Source organism: Streptomyces sp. DSM 106670 (assembly GCF_055792845.1).
In genome coordinates this window covers 802539-822157 of sequence record NZ_CM147704.1, presented here as the reverse complement: position 1 = coordinate 822157, position 19619 = coordinate 802539, and the positions used below count along the sequence as shown (strand labels likewise).

Here is a 19619-nt window from a genome sequence, read left to right as displayed (position 1 = left end):
CAAGAAGCAGGAGCAGTCTCATGCACCTCGGCCACACCCACGACGGCCCCGCTGCCGTCGGCGCCGACGCCACCCGTCCCGACGGCACCCGGCGCGCCCTGCGCATCGGCCTGGGCGGACCGGTCGGCTCCGGCAAGACGGCCACCGTCGCCGCCCTCTGCCGCGAACTGCGCGACCGGATCTCCATCGCCGTCGTCACCAACGACATCTACACCCGCGAGGACGCCGACTTCCTCCTGAACAACGCCGTCCTGCCGCCCGAGCGGATCCAGGCCGTCGAGACCGGCGCCTGCCCGCACACCGCGATCCGCGACGACATCTCCGCCAATCTCGAAGCGGTCGAGGACCTGGAGGACGCGGTCGGCCCGCTCGACCTGATCCTCGTCGAGTCCGGCGGCGACAACCTCACCGCCACCTTCTCCAAGGGCCTGGTCGACGCGCAGATCTTCGTCATCGACGTCGCGGGCGGCGACGACATCCCGCGCAAGGGCGGACCCGGCGTCACCACCGCCGACCTCCTCGTCGTCAACAAGACCGACCTCGCCCCCTACGTCGGCTCCGACCTGGAGCGGATGGCCCTGGACGCCAAGAAGCAGCGCGGCGAACTCCCCGTCGCCTTCACCTCGCTGACCTCGGCCGAGGGCGTCGGACCGGTCGCCGACTGGGTGCGCGCACAGCTCGCCTCCTGGACCGCGTGAGCGTCCGCGCGAAGGCCCGGCTGCGCGCCGAGCCCGACGGCCGCGGCGGCACCGCGCTGCCCGTCCTGGAGAGCGACGGCCCGCTCGCCCTGCGCCGCACCCGCTCCCCACGGGCCACGTACGCCCGGGTCACCGTGGTCGGCGCGATGAGCGCCCCGCTGAACGGCGACCGCCTCGCCATCGAGGCGGAGGCCGCCGAGGGCGCACGCCTCACGGTCGACGCGGCGGCGGCCACCGTCGCCCTCCCGGGCCCCAAGCCGGACGCCGACCCGTCCACGTACACGGTGAACCTGACCGTGGGAGAGGGGGCGACCCTGCACTGGCTCCCCGAACAACTGGTCTCCGCCCACGGCAGCCGCCTGCACCAGACCACCCGCGTCCAACTCGCTGCCACCGCACGCCTTCTCCTGCGCGAGGAACAGATCCTCGGCCGCCACGGCGAACCCACCGGCGCCCTCACCACCCGCCTCACCGTCCACCGCGCGGGCCGCCCCCTCCTCGACCAGCAACTGGCCTACGGCCCCGGCGCCCCCGGCGGCTGGGACGGCCCCGCCGTCCTCGCCGGCCACCGGGCCGTCGGCCAACTCCTCCTGGCCGACCCGTCCTTCGAGGACGCCCCGCTCCCCGCCCGCCTCCTCGGCCCCACCGCCGCCCTCACCCCGCTGGCCGGACCCGCCGTCCTGGTCACCGCGGTGGCCGCCGACGCCCGCCTGCTGCGGGGGATCCTGGACGAGGCGACGCGCGAACTTCTGGACGGACTCAAGGGGTGAAGCCTCTGGTGGTGCGGGTGAGCTTGGTCGTGAACTCGTCTGCCAGGGGCTTCACTTGTGCGTCACATCAACTGCCCTACCAACATGGCATGTTGGAACGAGCCCGGTGTGTTGCCGACAGTCGAGCGCAGGACCCCACGATATTGCGCACATGACCTGCGGTTCGTCTCGGGCATGGTCGACCGCAGTGATGCCATTGTTCTACCCCTTACGCGTAGTTGGCGCAGGGGTGGGGTTCATACATCGGGAATGAGCCAGAGCCGCTGTCCTGCGGGATTCGCAGAAGGCGAACGCGAACGGCCCCAGCACCGCCGCGCCCGCACTCGCCGCGAGCACCGCGCCGGGCCGGAACCACTCCGGGAGATCGGCGAACAGCTCGCCGGAGGTGAACACCACGCCGATGAGCATCACCATGGTCAGCGGGATGCCTCCCGCCGTGGCGACAGCGCTGCACCGGCCGAGGAACCTCCAGGCCCGTGCACGTCCCGACCCGGGCACTTCCGGACGGAACGGTTCCAGAGTCCTCCTGAGCTCGGCGGGCCACCGGACGACGCGGATGTCGTCCATGTCGTCGGGGTCGTGGGTGTGGTGCCGGAAGCGGACGGTCCGTCCGACCAGGCCGCGCCCCGCGCCGGGCGCCGGGAGCGGGGAGGTCACCCTTCGGCGGAGCCGCCCGTGTGCCGGCACGTCGGCGCCGATGATGAGCGTGTCGGGGCCTTGCACCTCGGTGGGACCGTCCTCGATCGCCTCCTCGATCACGCCGACGGCCACGTGCCCCTCGGTGAGGGGTTTCTCTTTCGGGCGGGCCTGCCCGCCAAGGCGTCCGAAGCTCACCGGTAGCTCTCCTGCCTGTCGTCGGGCCATCCGTCGAAGAGCGCGTCGTGCTCGTCGTCGGGGTCGAGCGTGTTGTGGCGGAAGCGGATCGCCCGCCCGGCCCAGCGATCGTCCGGCCCCGACGAGTCTCCCGAACCCCAGCCGAGGGTGCGCCGGAGCGCGGGCCGTCCCGGAAGTTCGGCGCGGACGACGAGGTCGTAGGTCGGGTTCCCGTCCGCATCGGGCCCGGGCAGCTCGACCACCTCCTCGATGGTGCCCACGGTGCACCGCCCGTCGGCGAACCGGGCCTCCGCGAGCCGGGGGCCGACCCATGCGTCGAGGCCAACTGCTATGAGCAGCACCCCTACGCCCGATCCGTACAACCAGGCGAAGACGTCGAACCGGTCGACGCCGGCGGCCCAGAACCAGATGGCGAGACCGATGCCGACCGGGACCGACGCGACGAACGCGACCGTACCGGTCAACAGGATCCAGCCGGAGACCTGCTCCACGCGCGACCACCGTCGGATCCGCGCCCGGGTCTCCGGCGTCCTCGCGCGGCTCATCCACGCGTCGGTCTGCCCCCACGTCATGACGCTGCTGCCTTCCGCGCACGGTGGTCGTTGGCGAAGTGGCGCAGCAGCAGGTCCGATCCGGGCCCCGGTTCCTGATGCAGCACGTAGGTGCCGAGGTCGTATCCGGTCCGGACGACGTCCTCGTGGGCCTCGGTGAGGATGACCCGGGTCAGGTGGGGGTCGTTGTTCAGCTCGGCCGGGTCTTCGAAGGCGTACACGTCCCAGACCGAGCCGACCGCGAAGCGCGCAAGGCTTTCCGCGGCGACGATGTCGGCGATCGTCGTGTCGACCTGGACGCCGTCGACGTCGACGCGGACGTCGACGAGGTCGTAGGCGGGCATGTCGCTGTCGGAGTCGGGATCCACCTCGAAGCGGACGCGCCCGGTGACGGTGGCCTGCCGTGGAGTCCGGTCGAGCGCGGGAAGCGTCCTGCGGTAGCCCATCGTCACCACCATGGGCGCGGCGAAGCAGCAGGCGAGGATCCCGACGGTCAACCGCTCCGGCCCGGAGGCCGCCGGCTCCCGGACGAACCCGAAGGCCAGCCAGGCGACCAGGGCGATGACCACGAGCCACATGGCCCTGAACCGCCAGCGCTCGGAACGCAGGCGCTCCTCGGGCCGGCTCATGATCGCACCGCTTTCGTCTCCGCGCCGGGGAACCCGTCGAACAGAACGTCGTGCAGGTCCTCAGGATCGAGGGTGTTGTGACGGAAGCGGATCGGTCCTCCGACCCGCCGAAGCGGGCTGCTCCCCTCCCGGTACACCTTCCGGCGCAGGACGACCCCGCCGGGCAGCTCCGCGCTGACCCTCAACTCGTACGACGCGGTGTCGTCGCCGCTGCCGGGGCACTCGATCACCCGGTCGACGCGACCTGTCGACACATACCCGTCCGCGAAACAGGCCGCGAGGCGCCTGCCACTGCCTACGGCCATGAGTACGCCTCCGACGAGCGGCACCCCGACCGCGATGCCCCACAGCCACCAGTACACGTCCGTGCGACCGATGCCGGCAACGCTGAACCAGATGGCGAACGCGAGCGTGGCGAGCGGGGCGAGGAGGAGCAGCGGGACAGCGGCCAGCGTCGCCACCACGCCGACCGTCTCCATCCGCGACCACCGCCGGATGCGTGTACGCGTCCCGGGCGAACCCGTCTTCGACATCCAGTCCTCGGTCTGGTCGTCGGCGTTGTGGATCCACTGGTCGAGCCACTTCATCGTCCGCTCCTTCGCGCTGCCTTCCGGCGGAGCTTCGCACGCAACCGCTGCAGCTTCTTCTCGGCCGGCACCGCGGTGACATGCGGCTCGCTCCGCTCGTCACGGGACTCGGTGATGAGCGCCCACCGGTGCGGCTCGAAGTCGTCGGGTGAGCCGAACCCGGGGACGGACTCGACGTAGTAGCCGCCCTTGGCGTTCGGGCCGAAGATCTCCTGCGCCGGGACGACTTGTTGCGGCTGTCGCAGGGTCCCGTGGCTCAGTCGCTCCTGCACGGCCTCGTCCGACAGCCAAGTGTGGAGCGCTTGGTGGATCCGGGTGGCCTGCGCGTCGTCGAGGCGGTGGTCGATCGCGATGAGCGTGGGCGAGATGAAGCCCTCGCCTCCGTCACGCGTGAACGGGGAGCGGTGAAGGGTGTGCGGTACGCCGTGCTCGAAGATCCACTGGTTCGCTCTGCGGACCTCCGGCGTCAGGCTCGCACGGAGGGCGAACACACCGAGAGCGACGAGCAGCCAGGTTCCGACGCCGGCCCAGACGAGCCAGAGCGTCCACGGCGGACCCTGGACGATCCCGCCGAACACCGTCCCGACCCAGTCATGACCCTCGGGGCTCGTGATCGTGCCCCAGACCAGACAGCCGAGCGCCGAGAGGGGGAGGAGCACCCAGAACGCCGGCGCGTAGTAGAGCTCGACCTTGCCCAGGCCGTCCGGGTCCTCCCACTTCGCGACTTCCTCGACGGACTCCGGCCGCGGTACCTCCCGCCGCCGCACGAGGTCCGTGCCCGGGTGCTCCGCGGCGTACTCCCACACCGTGGCGGGATCGCCCGGCAGCTGCGTCACCGGTGTCTCTTGCCGCACGTTCGTCCCTTCATGCCACATCGGGACCGGTTCCCCGCAGTTGGTCAGTTGTGCTTCTGAGCGTGGTCGGACCGGCGCGCGGCGTCAAGAGCGAACAGAAGCAAGGGACTTGCGGGGACCGGCACGAAGGTCGGCATGAACCGATCTCCTGCCTTCGTGCCCCGCACAGGCGTGTCGTGGACCAACCCACCGCTGCCGGCCCGAGAACTCAGCGCGCTGGGCGACGGCGTCGTCCTTCCACGCCCTCTGCGGCTCGATCGCGTTCCGGAGACCCGCTGAGTCCGCTGAGTCCGCTGAGCGAACTTCCTTCACCGGTTATGGGTTCGGTAAAGAAACAGGTGTACGCCCTGGCCCCAGGTGCCCCACAGACGAAAGGATCCCCGCGACGTACCGATGACCACGCCGCCCTCGGCGGCGGATCGGATGAAGGGGGAGATTCACGTGAGACGTACAACGGTGCTCGGCTCGGCCGGGGCTCTCGTCGCGGGCACGCTCATAGCGGGGGCGATGGCCGCGCCCGCCGCGAGTGCCGACGGCCGCCACCACGGCCGGGGCGACGCGGAGGCGCGCGGGGTCGCCCTCGCGGCACAGCGGGCCGCCAAGGCCGGGATCGACTGGCAGGACTGCCCGGAGGACTGGGGCCTGACCGCCCCCATCCAGTGCGGCCGGGTGACGGTGCCGCTCGACTACGCGAAGCCGAACGGCAAGAAGATCAAGATCGCCGTCGACCGGCACGTCAGCACCGGCACGAAGCGCGAGCGGCAGGGCGCCCTGCTCTACAACCCGGGCGGCCCCGGCGGCTCCGGACTGCGCTTCCCGACCCGGGTCACCACCAAGAACCCGCTCTGGACGAAGACCGCGAAGGCGTACGACTTCGTCGGCTTCGACCCGCGCGGCGTCGGCCGCTCGGCCCCGATCTCCTGCGTGGACCCGCAGGAGTTCGTCAAGGTCCCCAAGGCCGACCCGGTCCCCGACAGCGAGGCCGACAAGCGCGCCCAGCGCAAGCTGGCCCGCGAGTACGCCGAGGGGTGCGGCGAGCGCAGCGGCGCGATGCTGCCGCACATGACGACGCCGAACACGGCACGCGACCTGGACGTCATCCGGGCCGCGCTCGGGGAGAAGAAGCTCAACTTCATCGGCGTCTCCTACGGCACCTACCTGGGCGCCGTCTACGGCACGCTCTTCCCGACCCACGTACGGCGCATGGTCGTCGACAGCGTGGTCGACCCCTCGCGGAAGAACATCTGGTACCGGGCGAACCTGAACCAGAACATCGCCTTCCAGGCACGCTGGGACGACTGGAAGGCGTGGGTCGCGAAGCACGACTCCGTCTACGGCATCGGCGACACCCCGCAGAAGGTCGAGAAGGCCTGGCTGGAACTGCGGGCCGCCGCCAAGAAGGAGCCCATCGGGGGCGTGCTCGGCCCCGCCGAGCTCATCGGCTTCTTCCAGAGCGCGCCGTACTACGACTCCGCCTGGGCCCCCACCGCCAAGACCTGGAGCGCCTACCGGGCCGGTGACACCCAGGCCCTGATCGACGCCGCGGCCCCCGACATGAGCGACCTCGCGGGCAACGCCGCCGCCGAGAACGGCAACGCGGTCTACAACGCCGTCGAGTGCGCCGACGCCAAGTGGCCCACCGACTGGCGCACCTGGGACCGGGACAACACCCGGCTGCACGCGGACTACCCGTTCATGACGTGGGCCAACGCCTGGATGAACCTGCCCTGCGCCACCTGGCCGGCCAAGCAGCAGACCCCGCTGGACGTGAAGACCCGCAAGGGCCTGCCGCCCGTCCTCATCGTGCAGTCCACCCGCGACGCCGCCACCCCGTACGCGGGCGCGGTCGAGCTGCACAAGCGGTTCAAGGGCTCCCGGCTCATCACCGAGAAGGACGCCGGATCCCACGGTGTCACCGGACTGGTCAACCCCTGCGTCAACGACCGGGTGGACACCTACCTGCTCACCGGGAAGACCGACCGGCGCGACGTGACGTGCACCCCGCACGCCACGCCGAAGCCGTAACGCACTCAGGAGCCGTACGACCGGGGCCGCTCAGCGGCGGCCCCGGTCGTACGCCGCCAGCCAGGCGTCCTCCGCCGCGTAGTCGAAGAGCCCTTCGCCGTAGTTGCGCAGCATCTTCGGGAACGCCTCGCGCCAGTCGCGCCCCGCCAGCTCCCCGGCGAGCCACCCGACCGTCTCCGGCAGCGACTCCACATACCCCGTCACCGGCCGGTAGCCGAGCTGTTCCCCGGCGGCCGTCATGTCGTAGACGACCGGGTGCGCGCCGCTCCACGGTGTCTCCCCGACATGTCCCTCCGGGGGAGCGCCGTCGACCAGCACCGTCTCCGTCTCCCGCCCGAGCACCACGTCGATCGCCGACGCGATCTCCGCGACCGTCGGCGCCTCGGGGTCCGCCGCGTTCAGCACGCGCGATCCCGGCCTGCGGGCGGCCAGCCGGATCAGCTCCGCCGCGTTGGACACATGCACCGGGTGGAAGCGGCTCTCCCCGCCGTACGCGAGCACCCGTCGCCGCCGCCCGTCCAACAGCCGCTTCACGAAGTACAGCTCGCGCGGTGTCCGGCAGTACGGGCCGTGGACCGCGCCCGCGCGCAGCAGCGTCACCGGCAGTGCCTCGCCCGCCGCCAGCAGCTCCCGCTCCAGCAGGATCTTCCGTGTGCCGTACGTGGCGTCCCCCGGGGCCACCGTGCGCCGGCTCTCCGGCAGTGGCACGGGATAGCGAGGGAAGCCGTCCGGCTCGGCCTGGGTGTCGAAGCTGCGGCCCCGCTCGTCCTCGTACACAGCGCCGCTGGAGATCACGACGGCCGAGCCGATCCGGTCGGCCAGCCCCGTCAACTGCCGGGCGTGCGCGCCGTCGAACGCCACCATGTCGACCAGCACGTCACAGCCGTCGCCCAGCGCCCTCTCCAGCGCCCCCTGCTCGTCCCGGTCGAGCGCCACCGCCCGGACCCCGGCATCCCATCCCTCGTCCCGGTCACCGCCGCGCGAGGCCGCGGTGACCTCCCAGCCGTCGGCGGTCAGCGCGCGGACCGCGGCCCGCCCGATCTGACCCGTCGCTCCCAGCACCCATGCCTGTCCGTTGCTCATGGAACCGACGCTAGGGGAGCGGGACCGCCCGGACGAGGGCGCTCTGCCGGTGGCGAATTCGCGCTCAGCGTCGCAGCTTCGGGAACTTCCTCGGCGGCGCGGCCTCCTGCTCGGCCGCCTTCACCTTGGCCGCGTACTCGTCCACGTACTCCTGGCCGGAGAGTCCGAGGATCGCGTACATGATCTCGTCCGTCACCGCCCGGATCGCGGCCTTCTGGTTCTCCATGCCCGCGTAGCGGGAGAAGTCCAGCGGTTCGCCGAAGCGGATCGCGACCCGCTTGATCTTCGGCACGACCTGGCCGGGCGGCTGGATCTCGAAGGTGCCGACCATGGCACACGGGATCACCGGAACCTGCGCGGTGATCGCCATCACCGCGACCCCGACCTTGCCCTTGTAGAGCCGCCCGTCGTGCGAGCGGGTGCCCTCCGGATAGATCCCCAGCAGCTCGCCCTTGCCGAGGACGCCGAGCCCCTCGCGGATGGCGGCCTGCCCGGCGTCCTTGCCGGACCGGTCCACCGGGATCTGGCCCGCGCTGCGGAAGAAGGCGGCCGTGAGCCTGCCCTTGATCCCCGGGCCCGTGAAGTACTCCGCCTTCGCCAGGAAGGTGATCCGGCGCTTGATGATGGCCGGCATCAGGAAGTGGTCGGAGAAGGAGAGGTGGTTGCCCGCGACGATCGCCGCGCCGCCCGTAGGAATGTTCTCCAGGCCCTCGATGCGGGGCCGGAACAGCAGCCGCAGCACGGGCCCCAGCACGACATACTTCAGGACGTAATAAAACACCTTGCGGGTGCACCTCGCTCTGCCGGGCCGACTCAGGACTGCGTACTACCGGGTCACAGGGGTGCCGGGGCCCTACAGCGTAAGGCTCCGGCGTGACGGTGCGACCGTAGCGAACCGGTCTCCTGGCTGGTACCCGCCCCCGGGCCGGTCAGGCCTGATCACCCGCCGCGACGGTCGGACTCCTCGTGGTCACCCGCGACGGTCGGGCGCCCTCGTGGTCGCTCACGGCGGTCAGGTGTCCTGGGTGGCCAGCATGCCGAGGGTGCACAGGCCCAGCACCACCCAGCCGAACCAGAGCCAGCCGCTGCTTCCCAGCGCCACGGTGTACGCGGTCACCGCGACCAGCGCCCCGACGGTCATGTATCCCATGGTTTTCGTCGATCCGGACATGCGCGCACGCTCCTCGTCGGCCGCGCGGCCGTTGTCCCCATGGTCACCCCGTATGCGCCCTCCGCGCTACTGTCCGCGCGCCTGCAAAGACGCGAGATAGGCGTTGTACGCCGCCAGCTCCTTGTCACCGTCGCGGTCCGCGGCCCGGTCCGAGCGCCGGGCGGCACGCTGTTCGGAGTTGTACCACTGGTAGACGAGCGCGATCAGCACCAGCACGGAGGGGATCTCGCTGAACGCCCAGGCGATGCCGCCCGCCCAGTTCTGGTCGCTCAGGGCGTCGATGCCGAGCGAGGCGGGCGGATTCTCGTACGTCTTCACCATCGGCGTCGACGCCATCATCAGCGCGATCCCGAAGAACGCGTGGAACGGCATCCCGGCGAACAGCTCCAGCATCCGCATCAGATAGCCGGGCCGGTGCGGACCCGGGTCCACGCCCATGATCGGCCAGAAGAAGACCAGGCCGACCGCGAGGAAGTGCACCATCATCCCGATGTGGCCGGGCTTCGAGCCCATCAGGAAGTCGAAGATCGGCGTGAAGTACAGCGCGTACAGGCTCGCGATGAACAGCGGAATCGTGAACACCGGATGCGTGATGATCTTCATGTAGCGGCTGTGCAGCAGCTTCAGCAGCAGCTCACGCGGCCCGGTCCGCCCCCGGCCGGCCGGCGGCAGCGCGCGCAGCGCCAGCGTCACCGGGGCGCCCAGCAGCAGCAGGATCGGCGACAGCATGCTGATCACCATGTGCTGCACCATGTGCACGCTGAACATGACCATGCCGTAGTCGTTGAGCTTGGTGCACATCACCAGCGCGATGCTCAGCACGCCCACCGTGAAGAACACGATCCGGTTCACCGGCCAGCCGTCCCCGCGCCGACGCAGCCGCACCACGCCGTACCCGTACAGGGCGAGCGCCAGGACGCAGCCGGTCAGGAAGAACGGGTCGGCCGAGAGCTCCAGCCCCCGCTCCAGCGTGAACGGCGGCAGATCCATGTTCATGCCGTGCCCGCTGTGATCCATCTGTTCACTCCCGATGGGGACACGTCCCCGTTTCGTGCCGGTTGTCCGGTACAGCGTAGAACTGCCCCCGGCCGCACCTGCGGCCGGGGGCAGTTCTGGACGGCATGTCTCCTAGAGCACGCACTCCGCCTCGGCGTACCGCTCGGCCGGAACCGTCTTCAGCGTCTCGACCGCCTCCGCCAGCGGGACCATCACGATGTCGGTGCCGCGCAGGGCGGTCAGCATCCCGAACTCGCCCCGGTGCGCCGCCTCCACCGCGTGCCAGCCGAACCGGGTCGCCAGGACCCGGTCGTACGCGGTCGGCGTCCCGCCGCGCTGGACATGGCCGAGGATGACCGGGCGGGCCTCCTTGCCGAGCCGCTGCTCCAGCTCGCCGGAGAGCTGCGTGGCCACCCCGGCGAACCGCTCGTGGCCGTAGATGTCCTTGACGCCCTGCTCGAACTGCATGGAGCCCGCGCGCGGCTTGGCGCCCTCGGCGACCACCACGATGGCGAACTTCTTGCCCGCCGAGAAGCGCTTGCCGACCAGCTCGGTCAGCTCGTCGATGTCGAAGGGGCGCTCGGGCACCACGATCGCGTGGGCGCCGGCGGCCATCCCGGAGTGCAGGGCGATCCAGCCGGTGTGCCGGCCCATGACCTCGACGATCAGCACCCGCTGGTGCGACTCGGCGGTCGTCTTCAGCCGGTCCAGCGCCTCGGTGGCGACGCCGACGGCGGTGTCGAAGCCGAAGGTGACGTCGGTGGAGGCGATGTCGTTGTCGATGGTCTTGGGAACGCCGACGATGGGGAGACCGGCCTCGGAGAGGAGGTTCGCGGCCTTGAGGGTGCCCTCGCCGCCGATCGGGATGATGGCGTCCAGGCCGAGGTCCGCGACATGGCCGCGGGCCCGCTCCACCCCGTCGCGCAGATGCGCGGGCTGGACGCGGGAGGAGCCGAGGATCGTGCCGCCGCGGGCCAGGATGCCGCCGACCGCGTCAAGGTCGAGCTTGCGGTAGTCGCACTCCAGCAGGCCCTTCCAGCCGTCGTGGAAGCCGATGACCTCGTCGCCGTGGTCCACCACCGCGCGGTGCACGACGGAACGGATGACGGCGTTGAGGCCGGGGCAGTCGCCGCCGGAGGTGAGTACGCCAATGCGCATGGCCCGAAAACCTTTGCAACGTTAAGTCGACGACCGGACCACGTCGTCCGGTTGGATCCCCGCCACCCTACCGGCGCAGGGTGGCGGGACCGAACCGGCCGTCCGCCTGCTGGACTCCGCTCAACCGAGCGGAAAACACCTCAGGCGGACACCGCTCAGGCGAGCGGAAAGTGCCTCAGGCGGGCTGGGTCGCCGAGGTGATCCGCTCGGCGCGCAGCGCCTCGTACCAGCGGTCGTCGGTGGGCGGCAGCGCGTTCACGTCGAGGGCCAGCTTGAGCAGCAGATCGGCGATCTGCGGGTTGCGGGCCATCACCGGACCGTGCATGTACGTCCCGAAGACCGTGTCGTTGTACGCGCCCTCCGTGCCGTCCCCGGTGCCGTTGCCCCGGCCGAACTGGACCCGCGCGAACGGCCGTGCCGTCGGGCCGAGATGGGTGACGCCCTGGTGGTTCTCGAACCCGGTCAGCGGCGGCAGCGCCAGCTGCGGATCGATGTCCGCCAGTACGTCGCCGACGCACCGCGCGCCCTCGCCCCGGGTGGAGACCACGTCGAGCAGACCGAGACCCTGCTCGCGCTCGCCGAGGTCGTTGACGAACTCGTGCCCGAGGATCTGGTAGCCCGCGCAGACCGAGAAGATGATCGCGCCGTTGGACGCGGCGCGGCTCAGCCCGCCGTCGCGGCGCAGCCGCTCCGCCGCGAGGCGCTGCGGCCGGTCCTCACCGCCGCCGATCAGATAGATGTCGCCGGACGTCGGCACCGGCTGGTCGCTGCGCACGTCGACGCGCTGCACGTCCAGACCGCGCTGCCGGGCCCGCCGCTCCACGACCAGGGCGTTGCCCTGGTCGCCGTAGGTGCTGAGCAGGTCGGGGTAGACCCAGACCAGACGCAGACCGTTGTTGCTCATGCTTCGTCCTCTCCGGAGGTGGCCGGGGCCGGGGTCAGTTGCCGACACGACGGCGCAGGTCCTGGAAGGCGGTGTAGTTGGCGATGACCTCGATACGGCCGGGCGGGGCGTACTGCACGGCCTCGTCGAGCGTCTCGCAGACCCGGAAGTCGAGACCGGCCACTTCGAGGCGGACCGCGAGGTCCAGCTTCCGGTCGCCGAGCACGAAGATCGGGTGGCCCGCCAGCTGGGTGTAGTCCACGTCCCACAGCCAGGAGGTGTCGGTGCCGTCCGCGCCGCGCGCGTTCACCGAGAGGATCACCGGCGTCGGCGGCGGGTCGATCAGCGAGAACGTCTCCAGCCAGCCGGCCGGGTTCTTCGCCAGCAGCAGGCGCAGCTCACGGTTCTGGAAGGTGACGACGTCGTACCGTCCGGCCACCGCCTGCACCTGGTACATCCGCTCCAGCGCGACCTGCGGCGGCACCCCGAAGACGGCGGCCACGGCCGCCGAGCTGGCGGCGTTCGCCTTGTTCGCGCGGCCCGGCAGCTGGAGGTGGATCGGCCAGGCCGAACCGTGCGGGTCCAGGACGTAGTCGCCGTTGAGCGCCCAGCTCGGGGCGGGACGGCGGAAGCCGCACTGCCCGCAGAACCAGTCGTCGCCCGGGCGCTGCATCACACCGCCGCAGGACGGGCAGGACCAGGCGTCGTCCTTCCACGCCTGGCCGGCCGCCACCCACACCACGTTGGCCGAGGAGGAGGCCGCCCAGACGACCAGCGGGTCGTCCGCGTTGGCGATGATCACGGCCTTCGAGCCGGACAGGCCCTCGCGCCAGTGCTCGGCCATCATCCGGGTCTCCGCCGCGCGGTCCAGCTGGTCGCGGGAGAGGTTGAGCAGCGCGATGGCCTTGGGCGTGGTGTCCCGGGCCACCCCCGCCAGATACTTCTCGTCGACCTCGATCACCCCGAACTTCGCGTCCGAGCCGCCGGCCAGCGCCGAGGTGATGCCCGCAGGCATGTTCGCGCCGAGCGCGTTCGACACGACGGGCCCGGCGGCCCGCAGCGCCTCGGCGATCAGCCGTGTGGTGGTCGTCTTGCCGTTCGTCGCCGACACGAGGATCACGTCCAGGTGCTGCGCCAGTCGCCCCAGCAGGTCGGGGTCGAGTTTGAGCGCCACCCGGCCGCCGATCACCGATCCGCTGCCCCGCCCCGCGGCGCGTGACACCGCCGCCGCGGCCTTGCCCGCCGTCACGGCCAGTTTGGCCCGCGGCGACAACGGCTCCGTGTTGCCTGCCATCGTCCTAGATCCTCCTTGCATCGGTCCGCGCCCAGCCTATCGATGTCCGGCGCGGCGACCGCACCGCGGCACCACGCGAACTCCCCGGCCCCGGCGGAACGTACGCTTGCCGCCATGCGAAACCGCCCGATCCCCGGCAGTTCCGGACTCGTCCGTGAGATGAGTCTGCTCGGCGACCCGTTGCTCCACCGCGCCTGCGAGGACGTCACGGATTTCGGCCCGTCGCTCGCGAGGCTGGTCGAGGACATGTTCGCCACGATGTACGCCGCACAGGGTGTCGGGCTCGCCGCCAACCAGATCGGCGTCCCGCTCAAGGTGTTCGTCTACGACTGCCCGGACGACGACGATGTCCGCCATCTGGGACACGTGGTCAATCCCGAACTGGTCGAGGCGGACGGACTCACCGTACGCGGACCGGAGGGTTGTCTGTCACTTCCCGGTCTGGAAGCGGGCACGGAACGCTTCGACCACGCGGTCGTCGAGGGGCTGACGATGACCGGTGAGCCGGTCCGGATCGCCGGGACGGGATGGTTCGCCCGGTGCCTCCAGCACGAGTGCGACACTTGGAGGGCAGGGTCTACACCGACCGGCTGACCGGGCTGCGGCGCACCCGGGCGCTGCGGGCGGCGCGTCGGGCGCCCTGGGCGCGCAAGGTCTGAGCGTCCGCGGTCGGAAGATCCGGTCGGAACAGCTGGTCGGAAGAGCCGGTCGGAACAGCCGGTCAGAACCCGGGGCCGCCCTGGAGGTCGCCCGCCTCCGCGAGCCTGCCCCACAGCAGATCGGCGAGGCTGCTCACCAGCCGTTCGCGGGAGCAGGGCCGGTCGGCGAGCCACCAGTCGCCCGCCGCGTGCATCATGCCGACGATCCCGTGGCCCCAGATGCGGGCCATCTGCTCGCTGTCCGGGCCGAGGTCGACCCGCTCGACGATCACCTGGCCCAGCTCCTCGCCGAGGCGGCGCAGCAGCGGGGCGGAGTGCCGGCCGACGTCGAAACCCTGCTCGGGGGAGGGGGCGGCGTCGGCTCCGCCGTCGGCCGGGTGCATCAGGAAGCGGTAGACCTGCGGGCGGGCCTCGATCGCGGCGAGATAGGTGTCGAGCGTGGACTCCACCCGCTTGCGGCGGTCGGCGGGCGCGTCCAGGGCGGCCCGCAGGGCGCTGAGCAGTGCGTCGGTGTGGCGCTTGGCGAGGGCGCGGTAGAGGCCGCCCTTGTCGCCGAAGTGGCGGTAGAGGATGGGTTTGGTGATCCCGGCCTCGGCGGCGATGGCGTTCATCGAGGCCTGCGGTCCGTCCCTGAGCACCACCCGGTCCGCCGCTTCCAGCAACTCGCGGCGACGGCGCTCGGCCGCGGTCCGCTGTCGCTCGGCGCTTCGTGCGGTCTCCATGTCGTCTCTCCCACCCCTGGCCACGCGGTGCCGTCGCACCGCTCTTGCACGCCCGCGCAACGTAACACTCCGCAGGGCGGGCGCTTGATCGGCTCCGAGGCGGTTGACAGTACCTACTTGCCAGTAACAGACTGTGGTTACCGCAAGTAACGCACGGATTCTCGCCGCAGTGCCTGGAGGGGAACATGGCCGAGTTCACGCTTGAGCTCAATGACGACCAGAAGCAGGTCAAGGAGTGGCTCCACGGCTTCGCGGCGGATGTCATCCGCCCCGCCGCCGCGGAATGGGACGAGCGTGAGGAAACGCCCTGGCCCGTCATCCAGGAAGCGGCCAAGGTCGGCATCTACTCGCTTGACTTCTACGCCCAGCAGTTCTTCGACCCTACGGGGCTCGGTATCCCCATGGCCATGGAAGAGCTCTTCTGGGGCGACGCGGGCATCGCCCTGTCGATCGTCGGTACGGGCCTGGCGGCCGTCGGCGTCCTCGCCAACGGCACCGAGGAGCAGATCGGCACCTGGATCCCGCAGATGTACGGCGACGCCGACGACGTGAAGGTCGCCGCCTTCTGCTCCTCCGAGCCCGACGCCGGATCCGACGTCGCCTCGATGCGCACCCGGGCCGTCTACGACGAGGCCAAGGACGAGTGGGTCCTCAACGGCACCAAGACCTGGGCGACCAACGGCGGCATAGCCAACGTCCATGTCGTCGTCGCCGTCGTCGATCCCGACATCGGCTCCAAGGGCCACGCCTCCTTCATCGTGCCCCCGAACACCCCCGGCCTCTCCCAGGGCCAGAAGTTCAAGAAGCACGGCATCCGCGCCTCGCACACCGCCGAGGTGGTCCTGGAGGAAGTCCGTATCCCCGGCCACTGCCTGCTCGGCGGCAAGCAGAAGCTCGACGAGCGCCTCGCCCGCGCCCGGGAGCGCGCCAAGGCCGGCGGCGAGCGGGTCAAGAACGCGGCCATGGCCACCTTCGAGGCCTCCCGCCCGGCCGTCGGCGCGATGGCCGTAGGCACCGCCCGCGCCGCCTACGAGGTCGCCCTCGACTACGCGAAGACCCGCAGCCAGTTCGGCCGCCCGATCATCGACAACCAGGGCATCGCCTTCCAGCTCGCCGACATGCGCACCCGCATCGACGCGGCCCGGCTGCTGGTCTGGCGCGCCTCCTGGATGGCCACCACCGGCAAGCCGTTCACCTCCGCCGAGGGCTCCATGTCGAAGCTCTACGCGAGCGAGACCGCCCGGGACGTCACCGCGCAGGCCATCCAGATCCTCGGCGGCAACGGCTTCACCCGTGAGTACCCGGTCGAGCGCATGCACCGCGACGCGGCCATCTACACCATCTTCGAGGGCACCAGCGAGATCCAGCGCCTGGTGATCGCCCGCACGCTCTCGGGCATGCCGATCCGCTGACCCCGTACCCACCGGACCGGGCCGCCGCTCCTCCACAGGGAGCGGCGGCCCGGGCTCAGCGCTTGATGAGCGCGGTGACCTCCTCGCGGGCCTCCTTCATCGCGTCCTTCGGCTTCTCCCTGCCGACGAGGACGGCCTGTACGTGCTTGGCGACGGCCTCGTCGATCTGCGTGCTCTGGGCGAACTGCCAGAAGGGGCTGCCGGTCGCGGTCCTGGTGATCTTCTCGGTCCACTCCGTGGTGAAGGTGTCCTTGGCGACCTCCGGTGCGGCCAGCCCCGCGGTGGTGGACGGAGGCAGCGCGCGTGCCGCGAAGTACTCGGAGGTGGTGGCCCGGTCGGTCGTCGTGTGCAGCGCGAACTCGGTCGCCGCGTCCTGGCCCCTGCCCTTCACGATCGCGATCACCCCGCCCCACAGCAGTGCCTGCGGGGTGTCTCCGGCCTTGAGCACCGGGCGTTCCACCGGCTGCATGGCGGCCGCCAGCGTCTTGTCCTTGGACTGGGCCGAGGTCACGCCCTTGCCGATGATGGCGTCGTCGTAGAAGGCGGCCTTGCCCTGGCCGAACAGGGCGCGTGCGTCGAAGCGGTCCACGTCGGCGGCGATCAGCTTCGCGTCGTGCAGCTTCTTGTACCAGGCGACCGCGTCGACCGAGGCGTCGTCGCCGATCGTCACCTTCCCGCCCTCGTACAGCGTGCAGCCGAAGGTCTGCATCCACGGGAAGATGTCCTTGAGCTGCGCGACCTTGGTGGCGGCGGCGTACGGCACGACACCGCCGCCGAGCCCCTTCAGCTCCCGCAGCGCGTCCTCGAACTCCTCGACGGTGACCGGGTGCTTGTCGATCCCGGCCTTCTTCAGCAGCTTGGAGTTGGCGATCACCCCGATCGACCCGATGTTCCACGGCAGTCCGTACTGCGTGCCGTCGTAGACGCCGCTCTTCAGCGCCACGTCCGTGTAACCGCCCCCGGCTGCCGCCGGTCCGACGTCGGCCAGTCTGCCCATCTGCGCGATCGCCGCGAGCCAGGCGATGTCGAGGTGCACCGCGCCCGTGGTCTCCCCGCCGCCCAGCTTGAGGGTGAGCTGGCTGAGGTATTCGTTGTACGGATAGGAGACCGCGCGGACGGTCGACTTCTCGGCCTTCTCCCACGCCTTGATGATCTTCTCGATCGAGGGCTTGGCGGCCTCTTCGTTGAGCGACCAGGAGGTGAAGTCGAAGTTCTTGGACTTCGGGTCGCCGCCGCCTGCGGGGGTGCCGGCGCCGGACGGCGCACAGGCGCCGAGCACACCGGCGCTCGCTACGCCGAGCGCGCCGATGCCGAACATGCGCAGCGCGCCGCGCCGGCTGATGCCAGAGGTGGTCATGGTCTCTCCATGGGGCAGTGGACGGGAGGGGAAGCGGACGGGGGCGCCAACGGCCCCGCCGGTTCAGCTCTTGACCGAACCGGCGGTCATGCCGCCGACGAGGTAGCGCTGAAGGAACATGAAGGCGACGATCACCGGGACCGACACCACGAGCGAGGCCGCCATCAGCTGGGGCCAGGCCGTCTGGAACTCGCCGATGTAGGTGGAGACGAGCCCGGGGGGCAGCGTCTGCTTCTCCTTGTCGGCCAGGGTCAGCGCGAAGATGAAGTCGTTCCAGCCGCGTACGAAGGCGAAGAGCCCGGCGGCGATCATGCCCGGAGCGGCCAGCGGCGCCACGATCGAGTGCAGCGTCCGCCACCGGGACGCGCCGTCGATGCTCGCGGCCTCCAGCAGGGCGTCCGGCACCGTGTCGAAGATCCCCTTCAGCATCCAGACGCACAGCGGCATCGTGAACGTGGTGAAGGAGAGCACCAGCGCCGTGTACGTGTTGAGCATGCCGAAGCTGGAGAAGACGGCGTACAGCGTCACCAGCAGAAGGGCCTGGGGGAACATCTGGGAGGCCAGCACCAGGTGCATCAGCGACTTCCGCCCCCGGTAGCGGAACTTGGAGAACGAGTAGCCCATGTACGTGGCGACGATCACGCTCAGCACGGCGGTGATCGAGGCCACGATCAGCGAGTTGACCATGTAGGAGATCAGCTGGTCGTTCTCGGCCAGGGCCGTGAAGTTGCCGAGGGTGAGATCGGTGGGGATCAGCTTCGGCGGGAACTGGAAGGTCGCATCGGGTGTGCTCAGCGCGGTGGCGAGCAGCCAGTAGACCGGCAGCAGTCCGAAGGCGCCGATGACGACGACCGCGCTCCACGCGGCGACGCGCGAGCGCAGCAGGTCCTTGCGGACGCGGCGCCGGGGGGCGGGGCCGGGCCGCGTGGCCGGCGGCCGCGGCCGGTCGGTCACGGGCGGCGGGGTGGGGGTGGTGGACGTGGTGCTCATCAGGCGTCGCCCTTCCGCTCGGTGATCCTGAGGTAGACGACGACGAGGAGGAGCAGGAGCACCATCCACAGTCCGCCGAGCGCCGTGGCCCGGCCGATGTCGAAGCCGCTGAACGCGGTCTGGTAGACGGCGGTCGCGAACGTCTCCGTGGTGCCGGCGGGGCCGCCGCCGGTGAGCACGTAGATGGTGTCGAAGTGTTGGAAGTTCCAGATGAACTCCAGCAGGAGCACGATCGAGGCGACCCCCCGGACCTGCGGCCAGGTGACGGTGAAGAAACGCCGGATCGCGCCCGCCCCGTCCATCGAGGCCGCTTCGTGCAGTTCCTTGGGCACGGTCTGCAGACCGGCCAGGAGCATCACCATCATCCAGGGGAAGCTGGCCCAGGTCTTGGTGACGATCACGGCGAGCATCGCGGTGCCGGGCCGGCCGAGCCAGGCCACCGACTCCTCGATGATCCCGGCCTGGACGAGGACCCCGTTGAGCACGCCGTAGTTCGCGTTGAAGATCCACATCCAGAGGAAGGAAACCACCACGCCCGGGATCACCCAGGGGAACAGGAACACCCCGCGCAGGAATCCGCTGCCCTTGATGCCGGTGTTGAGCGCGAGCGCGAGGGCGAAGCCGACGGCGAAGGGGGCGAGCGTCGCGCCGACGGTGAAGACCAGCGTCTGTTCGAGAATGGTGAACAGGTCGCCGTTCAGCCAGTACGCGAAGTTGTCCAGGCCGACGAACTCCCGGCCCGGGAGGCGCAGATCCTGCCGGAAGAAGCCGGTGAACAGGGCGGACAGCAGCGGATAGAAGATGATCGCCGCGAAGAGGGCGATTCCCGGAGCGGTGAGCAGCAGGGCGAACGCACCGTCGGACAGTCGCGCCCCTGTCCGCCTGCGGGGCGGAGGAGCCTTCTGGGGAGGTGCGGCCGTACTCATGGGTCTGTCCTCTCGAACGG

At 70.6% G+C, this 19619-nt stretch carries 20 protein-coding genes and 1 pseudogene; 5 read left to right on the top strand and 16 right to left on the bottom strand.

Translation table 11 applies throughout. The features are described 5' to 3' along the window. Nucleotides 1–20: 20 nt before the first annotated feature. The gene (gene ureG / locus ACSMXR_RS03375; RefSeq protein ID WP_381796492.1) at nucleotides 21–698 is read left to right on the top strand and encodes an urease accessory protein UreG; all 678 of its coding nucleotides are present in this window, start codon (nucleotides 21–23) and stop codon (nucleotides 696–698) included. Further along, complete coding sequence (locus tag ACSMXR_RS03370; RefSeq protein WP_381796493.1) at nucleotides 695–1468, top strand: urease accessory protein UreD; 774 nt, start codon at nucleotides 695–697, stop codon at nucleotides 1466–1468. The genes ureG and ACSMXR_RS03370 overlap by 4 nt, the downstream gene beginning before the upstream one ends. A 201-nt stretch (nucleotides 1469–1669) precedes the next feature. Here ACSMXR_RS03370 and ACSMXR_RS03365 read toward each other — a convergent pair whose 3' ends face one another. From ACSMXR_RS03365 to ACSMXR_RS03345, 5 genes are all read right to left on the bottom strand, one after another. Next, nucleotides 1670–2302 carry a hypothetical protein gene (locus ACSMXR_RS03365; RefSeq protein WP_381796495.1) on the bottom strand — a complete coding sequence of 211 codons (633 nt, stop codon included), beginning with the start codon at nucleotides 2300–2302 and terminating at the stop codon, nucleotides 1670–1672. Continuing rightward, a complete protein-coding gene (locus tag ACSMXR_RS03360; protein ID WP_381796497.1) occupies nucleotides 2299–2793 on the bottom strand; it encodes a hypothetical protein in 495 nt (164 codons plus the stop codon). Before ACSMXR_RS03360 ends, ACSMXR_RS03365 begins: the two co-directional genes overlap by 4 nt. A 77-nt stretch (nucleotides 2794–2870) precedes the next feature. After that, on the bottom strand, nucleotides 2871–3482 hold the full coding sequence (locus ACSMXR_RS03355) for a hypothetical protein (protein WP_473171204.1): 612 nt from the start codon (nucleotides 3480–3482) through the stop codon (nucleotides 2871–2873). Further along, a complete protein-coding gene (locus ACSMXR_RS03350; RefSeq protein ID WP_473171203.1) occupies nucleotides 3479–4069 on the bottom strand; it encodes a hypothetical protein in 591 nt (196 codons plus the stop codon). The genes ACSMXR_RS03355 and ACSMXR_RS03350 overlap by 4 nt, the downstream gene beginning before the upstream one ends. Next, nucleotides 4066–4905, bottom strand: coding sequence for a hypothetical protein (locus tag ACSMXR_RS03345; RefSeq protein ID WP_473171202.1), 840 nt, complete (start codon nucleotides 4903–4905; stop codon nucleotides 4066–4068). Before ACSMXR_RS03345 ends, ACSMXR_RS03350 begins: the two co-directional genes overlap by 4 nt. 459 nt (nucleotides 4906–5364) lie before the next feature. On the opposite strand from ACSMXR_RS03345, the gene ACSMXR_RS03340 reads away from it, so the two are divergent. Further along, the gene (locus ACSMXR_RS03340; protein WP_381933538.1) at nucleotides 5365–6948 is read left to right on the top strand and encodes an alpha/beta hydrolase; all 1584 of its coding nucleotides are present in this window, start codon (nucleotides 5365–5367) and stop codon (nucleotides 6946–6948) included. A 30-nt stretch (nucleotides 6949–6978) separates the two neighbouring features. Here ACSMXR_RS03340 and ACSMXR_RS03335 read toward each other — a convergent pair whose 3' ends face one another. From ACSMXR_RS03335 to ACSMXR_RS03305, 7 genes are all read right to left on the bottom strand, one after another. Continuing rightward, nucleotides 6979–8010: an NAD-dependent epimerase/dehydratase family protein gene (locus ACSMXR_RS03335; protein WP_137231749.1), complete on the bottom strand. Its 1032-nt coding sequence runs from the start codon at nucleotides 8008–8010 to the stop codon at nucleotides 6979–6981. Between the two features lie 85 nt (nucleotides 8011–8095). Next, nucleotides 8096–8812, bottom strand: a complete 717-nt coding sequence (locus ACSMXR_RS03330; protein ID WP_030081338.1) for a lysophospholipid acyltransferase family protein — start codon at nucleotides 8810–8812, stop codon at nucleotides 8096–8098. Between the two features lie 231 nt (nucleotides 8813–9043). Next, nucleotides 9044–9172 carry a hypothetical protein gene (locus ACSMXR_RS03325; RefSeq protein ID WP_266490095.1) on the bottom strand — a complete coding sequence of 43 codons (129 nt, stop codon included), beginning with the start codon at nucleotides 9170–9172 and terminating at the stop codon, nucleotides 9044–9046. Nucleotides 9173–9268: 96 nt separating this feature from the next. Beyond that, entirely contained in the window at nucleotides 9269–10219 is a 951-nt protein-coding gene (locus ACSMXR_RS03320; protein WP_137231461.1) for a cytochrome c oxidase assembly protein, read from the bottom strand. A gap of 111 nt (nucleotides 10220–10330) precedes the next feature. Next, nucleotides 10331–11356 (bottom strand): 6-phosphofructokinase, encoded by a 1026-nt coding sequence (locus ACSMXR_RS03315; protein ID WP_030081342.1) that lies wholly within the window; start codon nucleotides 11354–11356, stop codon nucleotides 10331–10333. A 175-nt stretch (nucleotides 11357–11531) separates the two neighbouring features. Beyond that, nucleotides 11532–12260: a type 1 glutamine amidotransferase gene (locus tag ACSMXR_RS03310; protein WP_103538596.1), complete on the bottom strand. Its 729-nt coding sequence runs from the start codon at nucleotides 12258–12260 to the stop codon at nucleotides 11532–11534. 34 nt (nucleotides 12261–12294) lie between these two features. Continuing rightward, nucleotides 12295–13533: a MurT ligase domain-containing protein gene (locus ACSMXR_RS03305; protein WP_030081346.1), complete on the bottom strand. Its 1239-nt coding sequence runs from the start codon at nucleotides 13531–13533 to the stop codon at nucleotides 12295–12297. Between the two features lie 114 nt (nucleotides 13534–13647). Here ACSMXR_RS03305 and def point away from each other — a divergent pair. Then, nucleotides 13648–14192: pseudogene (gene def / locus ACSMXR_RS03300) on the top strand (peptide deformylase). 62 nt (nucleotides 14193–14254) lie between these two features. Here the strand turns inward: def and ACSMXR_RS03295 are convergent. Beyond that, nucleotides 14255–14914: a TetR/AcrR family transcriptional regulator gene (locus tag ACSMXR_RS03295; RefSeq protein WP_218526888.1), complete on the bottom strand. Its 660-nt coding sequence runs from the start codon at nucleotides 14912–14914 to the stop codon at nucleotides 14255–14257. A gap of 185 nt (nucleotides 14915–15099) precedes the next feature. Here ACSMXR_RS03295 and ACSMXR_RS03290 point away from each other — a divergent pair, with 185 nt between their 5' ends. Continuing rightward, nucleotides 15100–16326 carry an acyl-CoA dehydrogenase family protein gene (locus ACSMXR_RS03290; protein ID WP_473171201.1) on the top strand — a complete coding sequence of 409 codons (1227 nt, stop codon included), beginning with the start codon at nucleotides 15100–15102 and terminating at the stop codon, nucleotides 16324–16326. A 55-nt stretch (nucleotides 16327–16381) separates the two neighbouring features. Here the strand turns inward: ACSMXR_RS03290 and ACSMXR_RS03285 are convergent, their stop codons facing one another. The 3 genes from ACSMXR_RS03285 to ACSMXR_RS03275 all read right to left on the bottom strand — a co-directional run bounded on the left by ACSMXR_RS03285 (nucleotide 16382) and on the right by ACSMXR_RS03275 (nucleotide 19599). Continuing rightward, a complete protein-coding gene (locus ACSMXR_RS03285; RefSeq protein ID WP_137231466.1) occupies nucleotides 16382–17683 on the bottom strand; it encodes a sugar ABC transporter substrate-binding protein in 1302 nt (433 codons plus the stop codon). 63 nt (nucleotides 17684–17746) lie between these two features. After that, complete coding sequence (locus ACSMXR_RS03280) at nucleotides 17747–18673, bottom strand: carbohydrate ABC transporter permease (protein WP_137231467.1); 927 nt, start codon at nucleotides 18671–18673, stop codon at nucleotides 17747–17749. Beyond that, entirely contained in the window at nucleotides 18673–19599 is a 927-nt protein-coding gene (locus tag ACSMXR_RS03275; protein ID WP_473171200.1) for a carbohydrate ABC transporter permease, read from the bottom strand. Before ACSMXR_RS03275 ends, ACSMXR_RS03280 begins: the two co-directional genes overlap by 1 nt. Nucleotides 19600–19619: the final 20 nt, after the last annotated feature.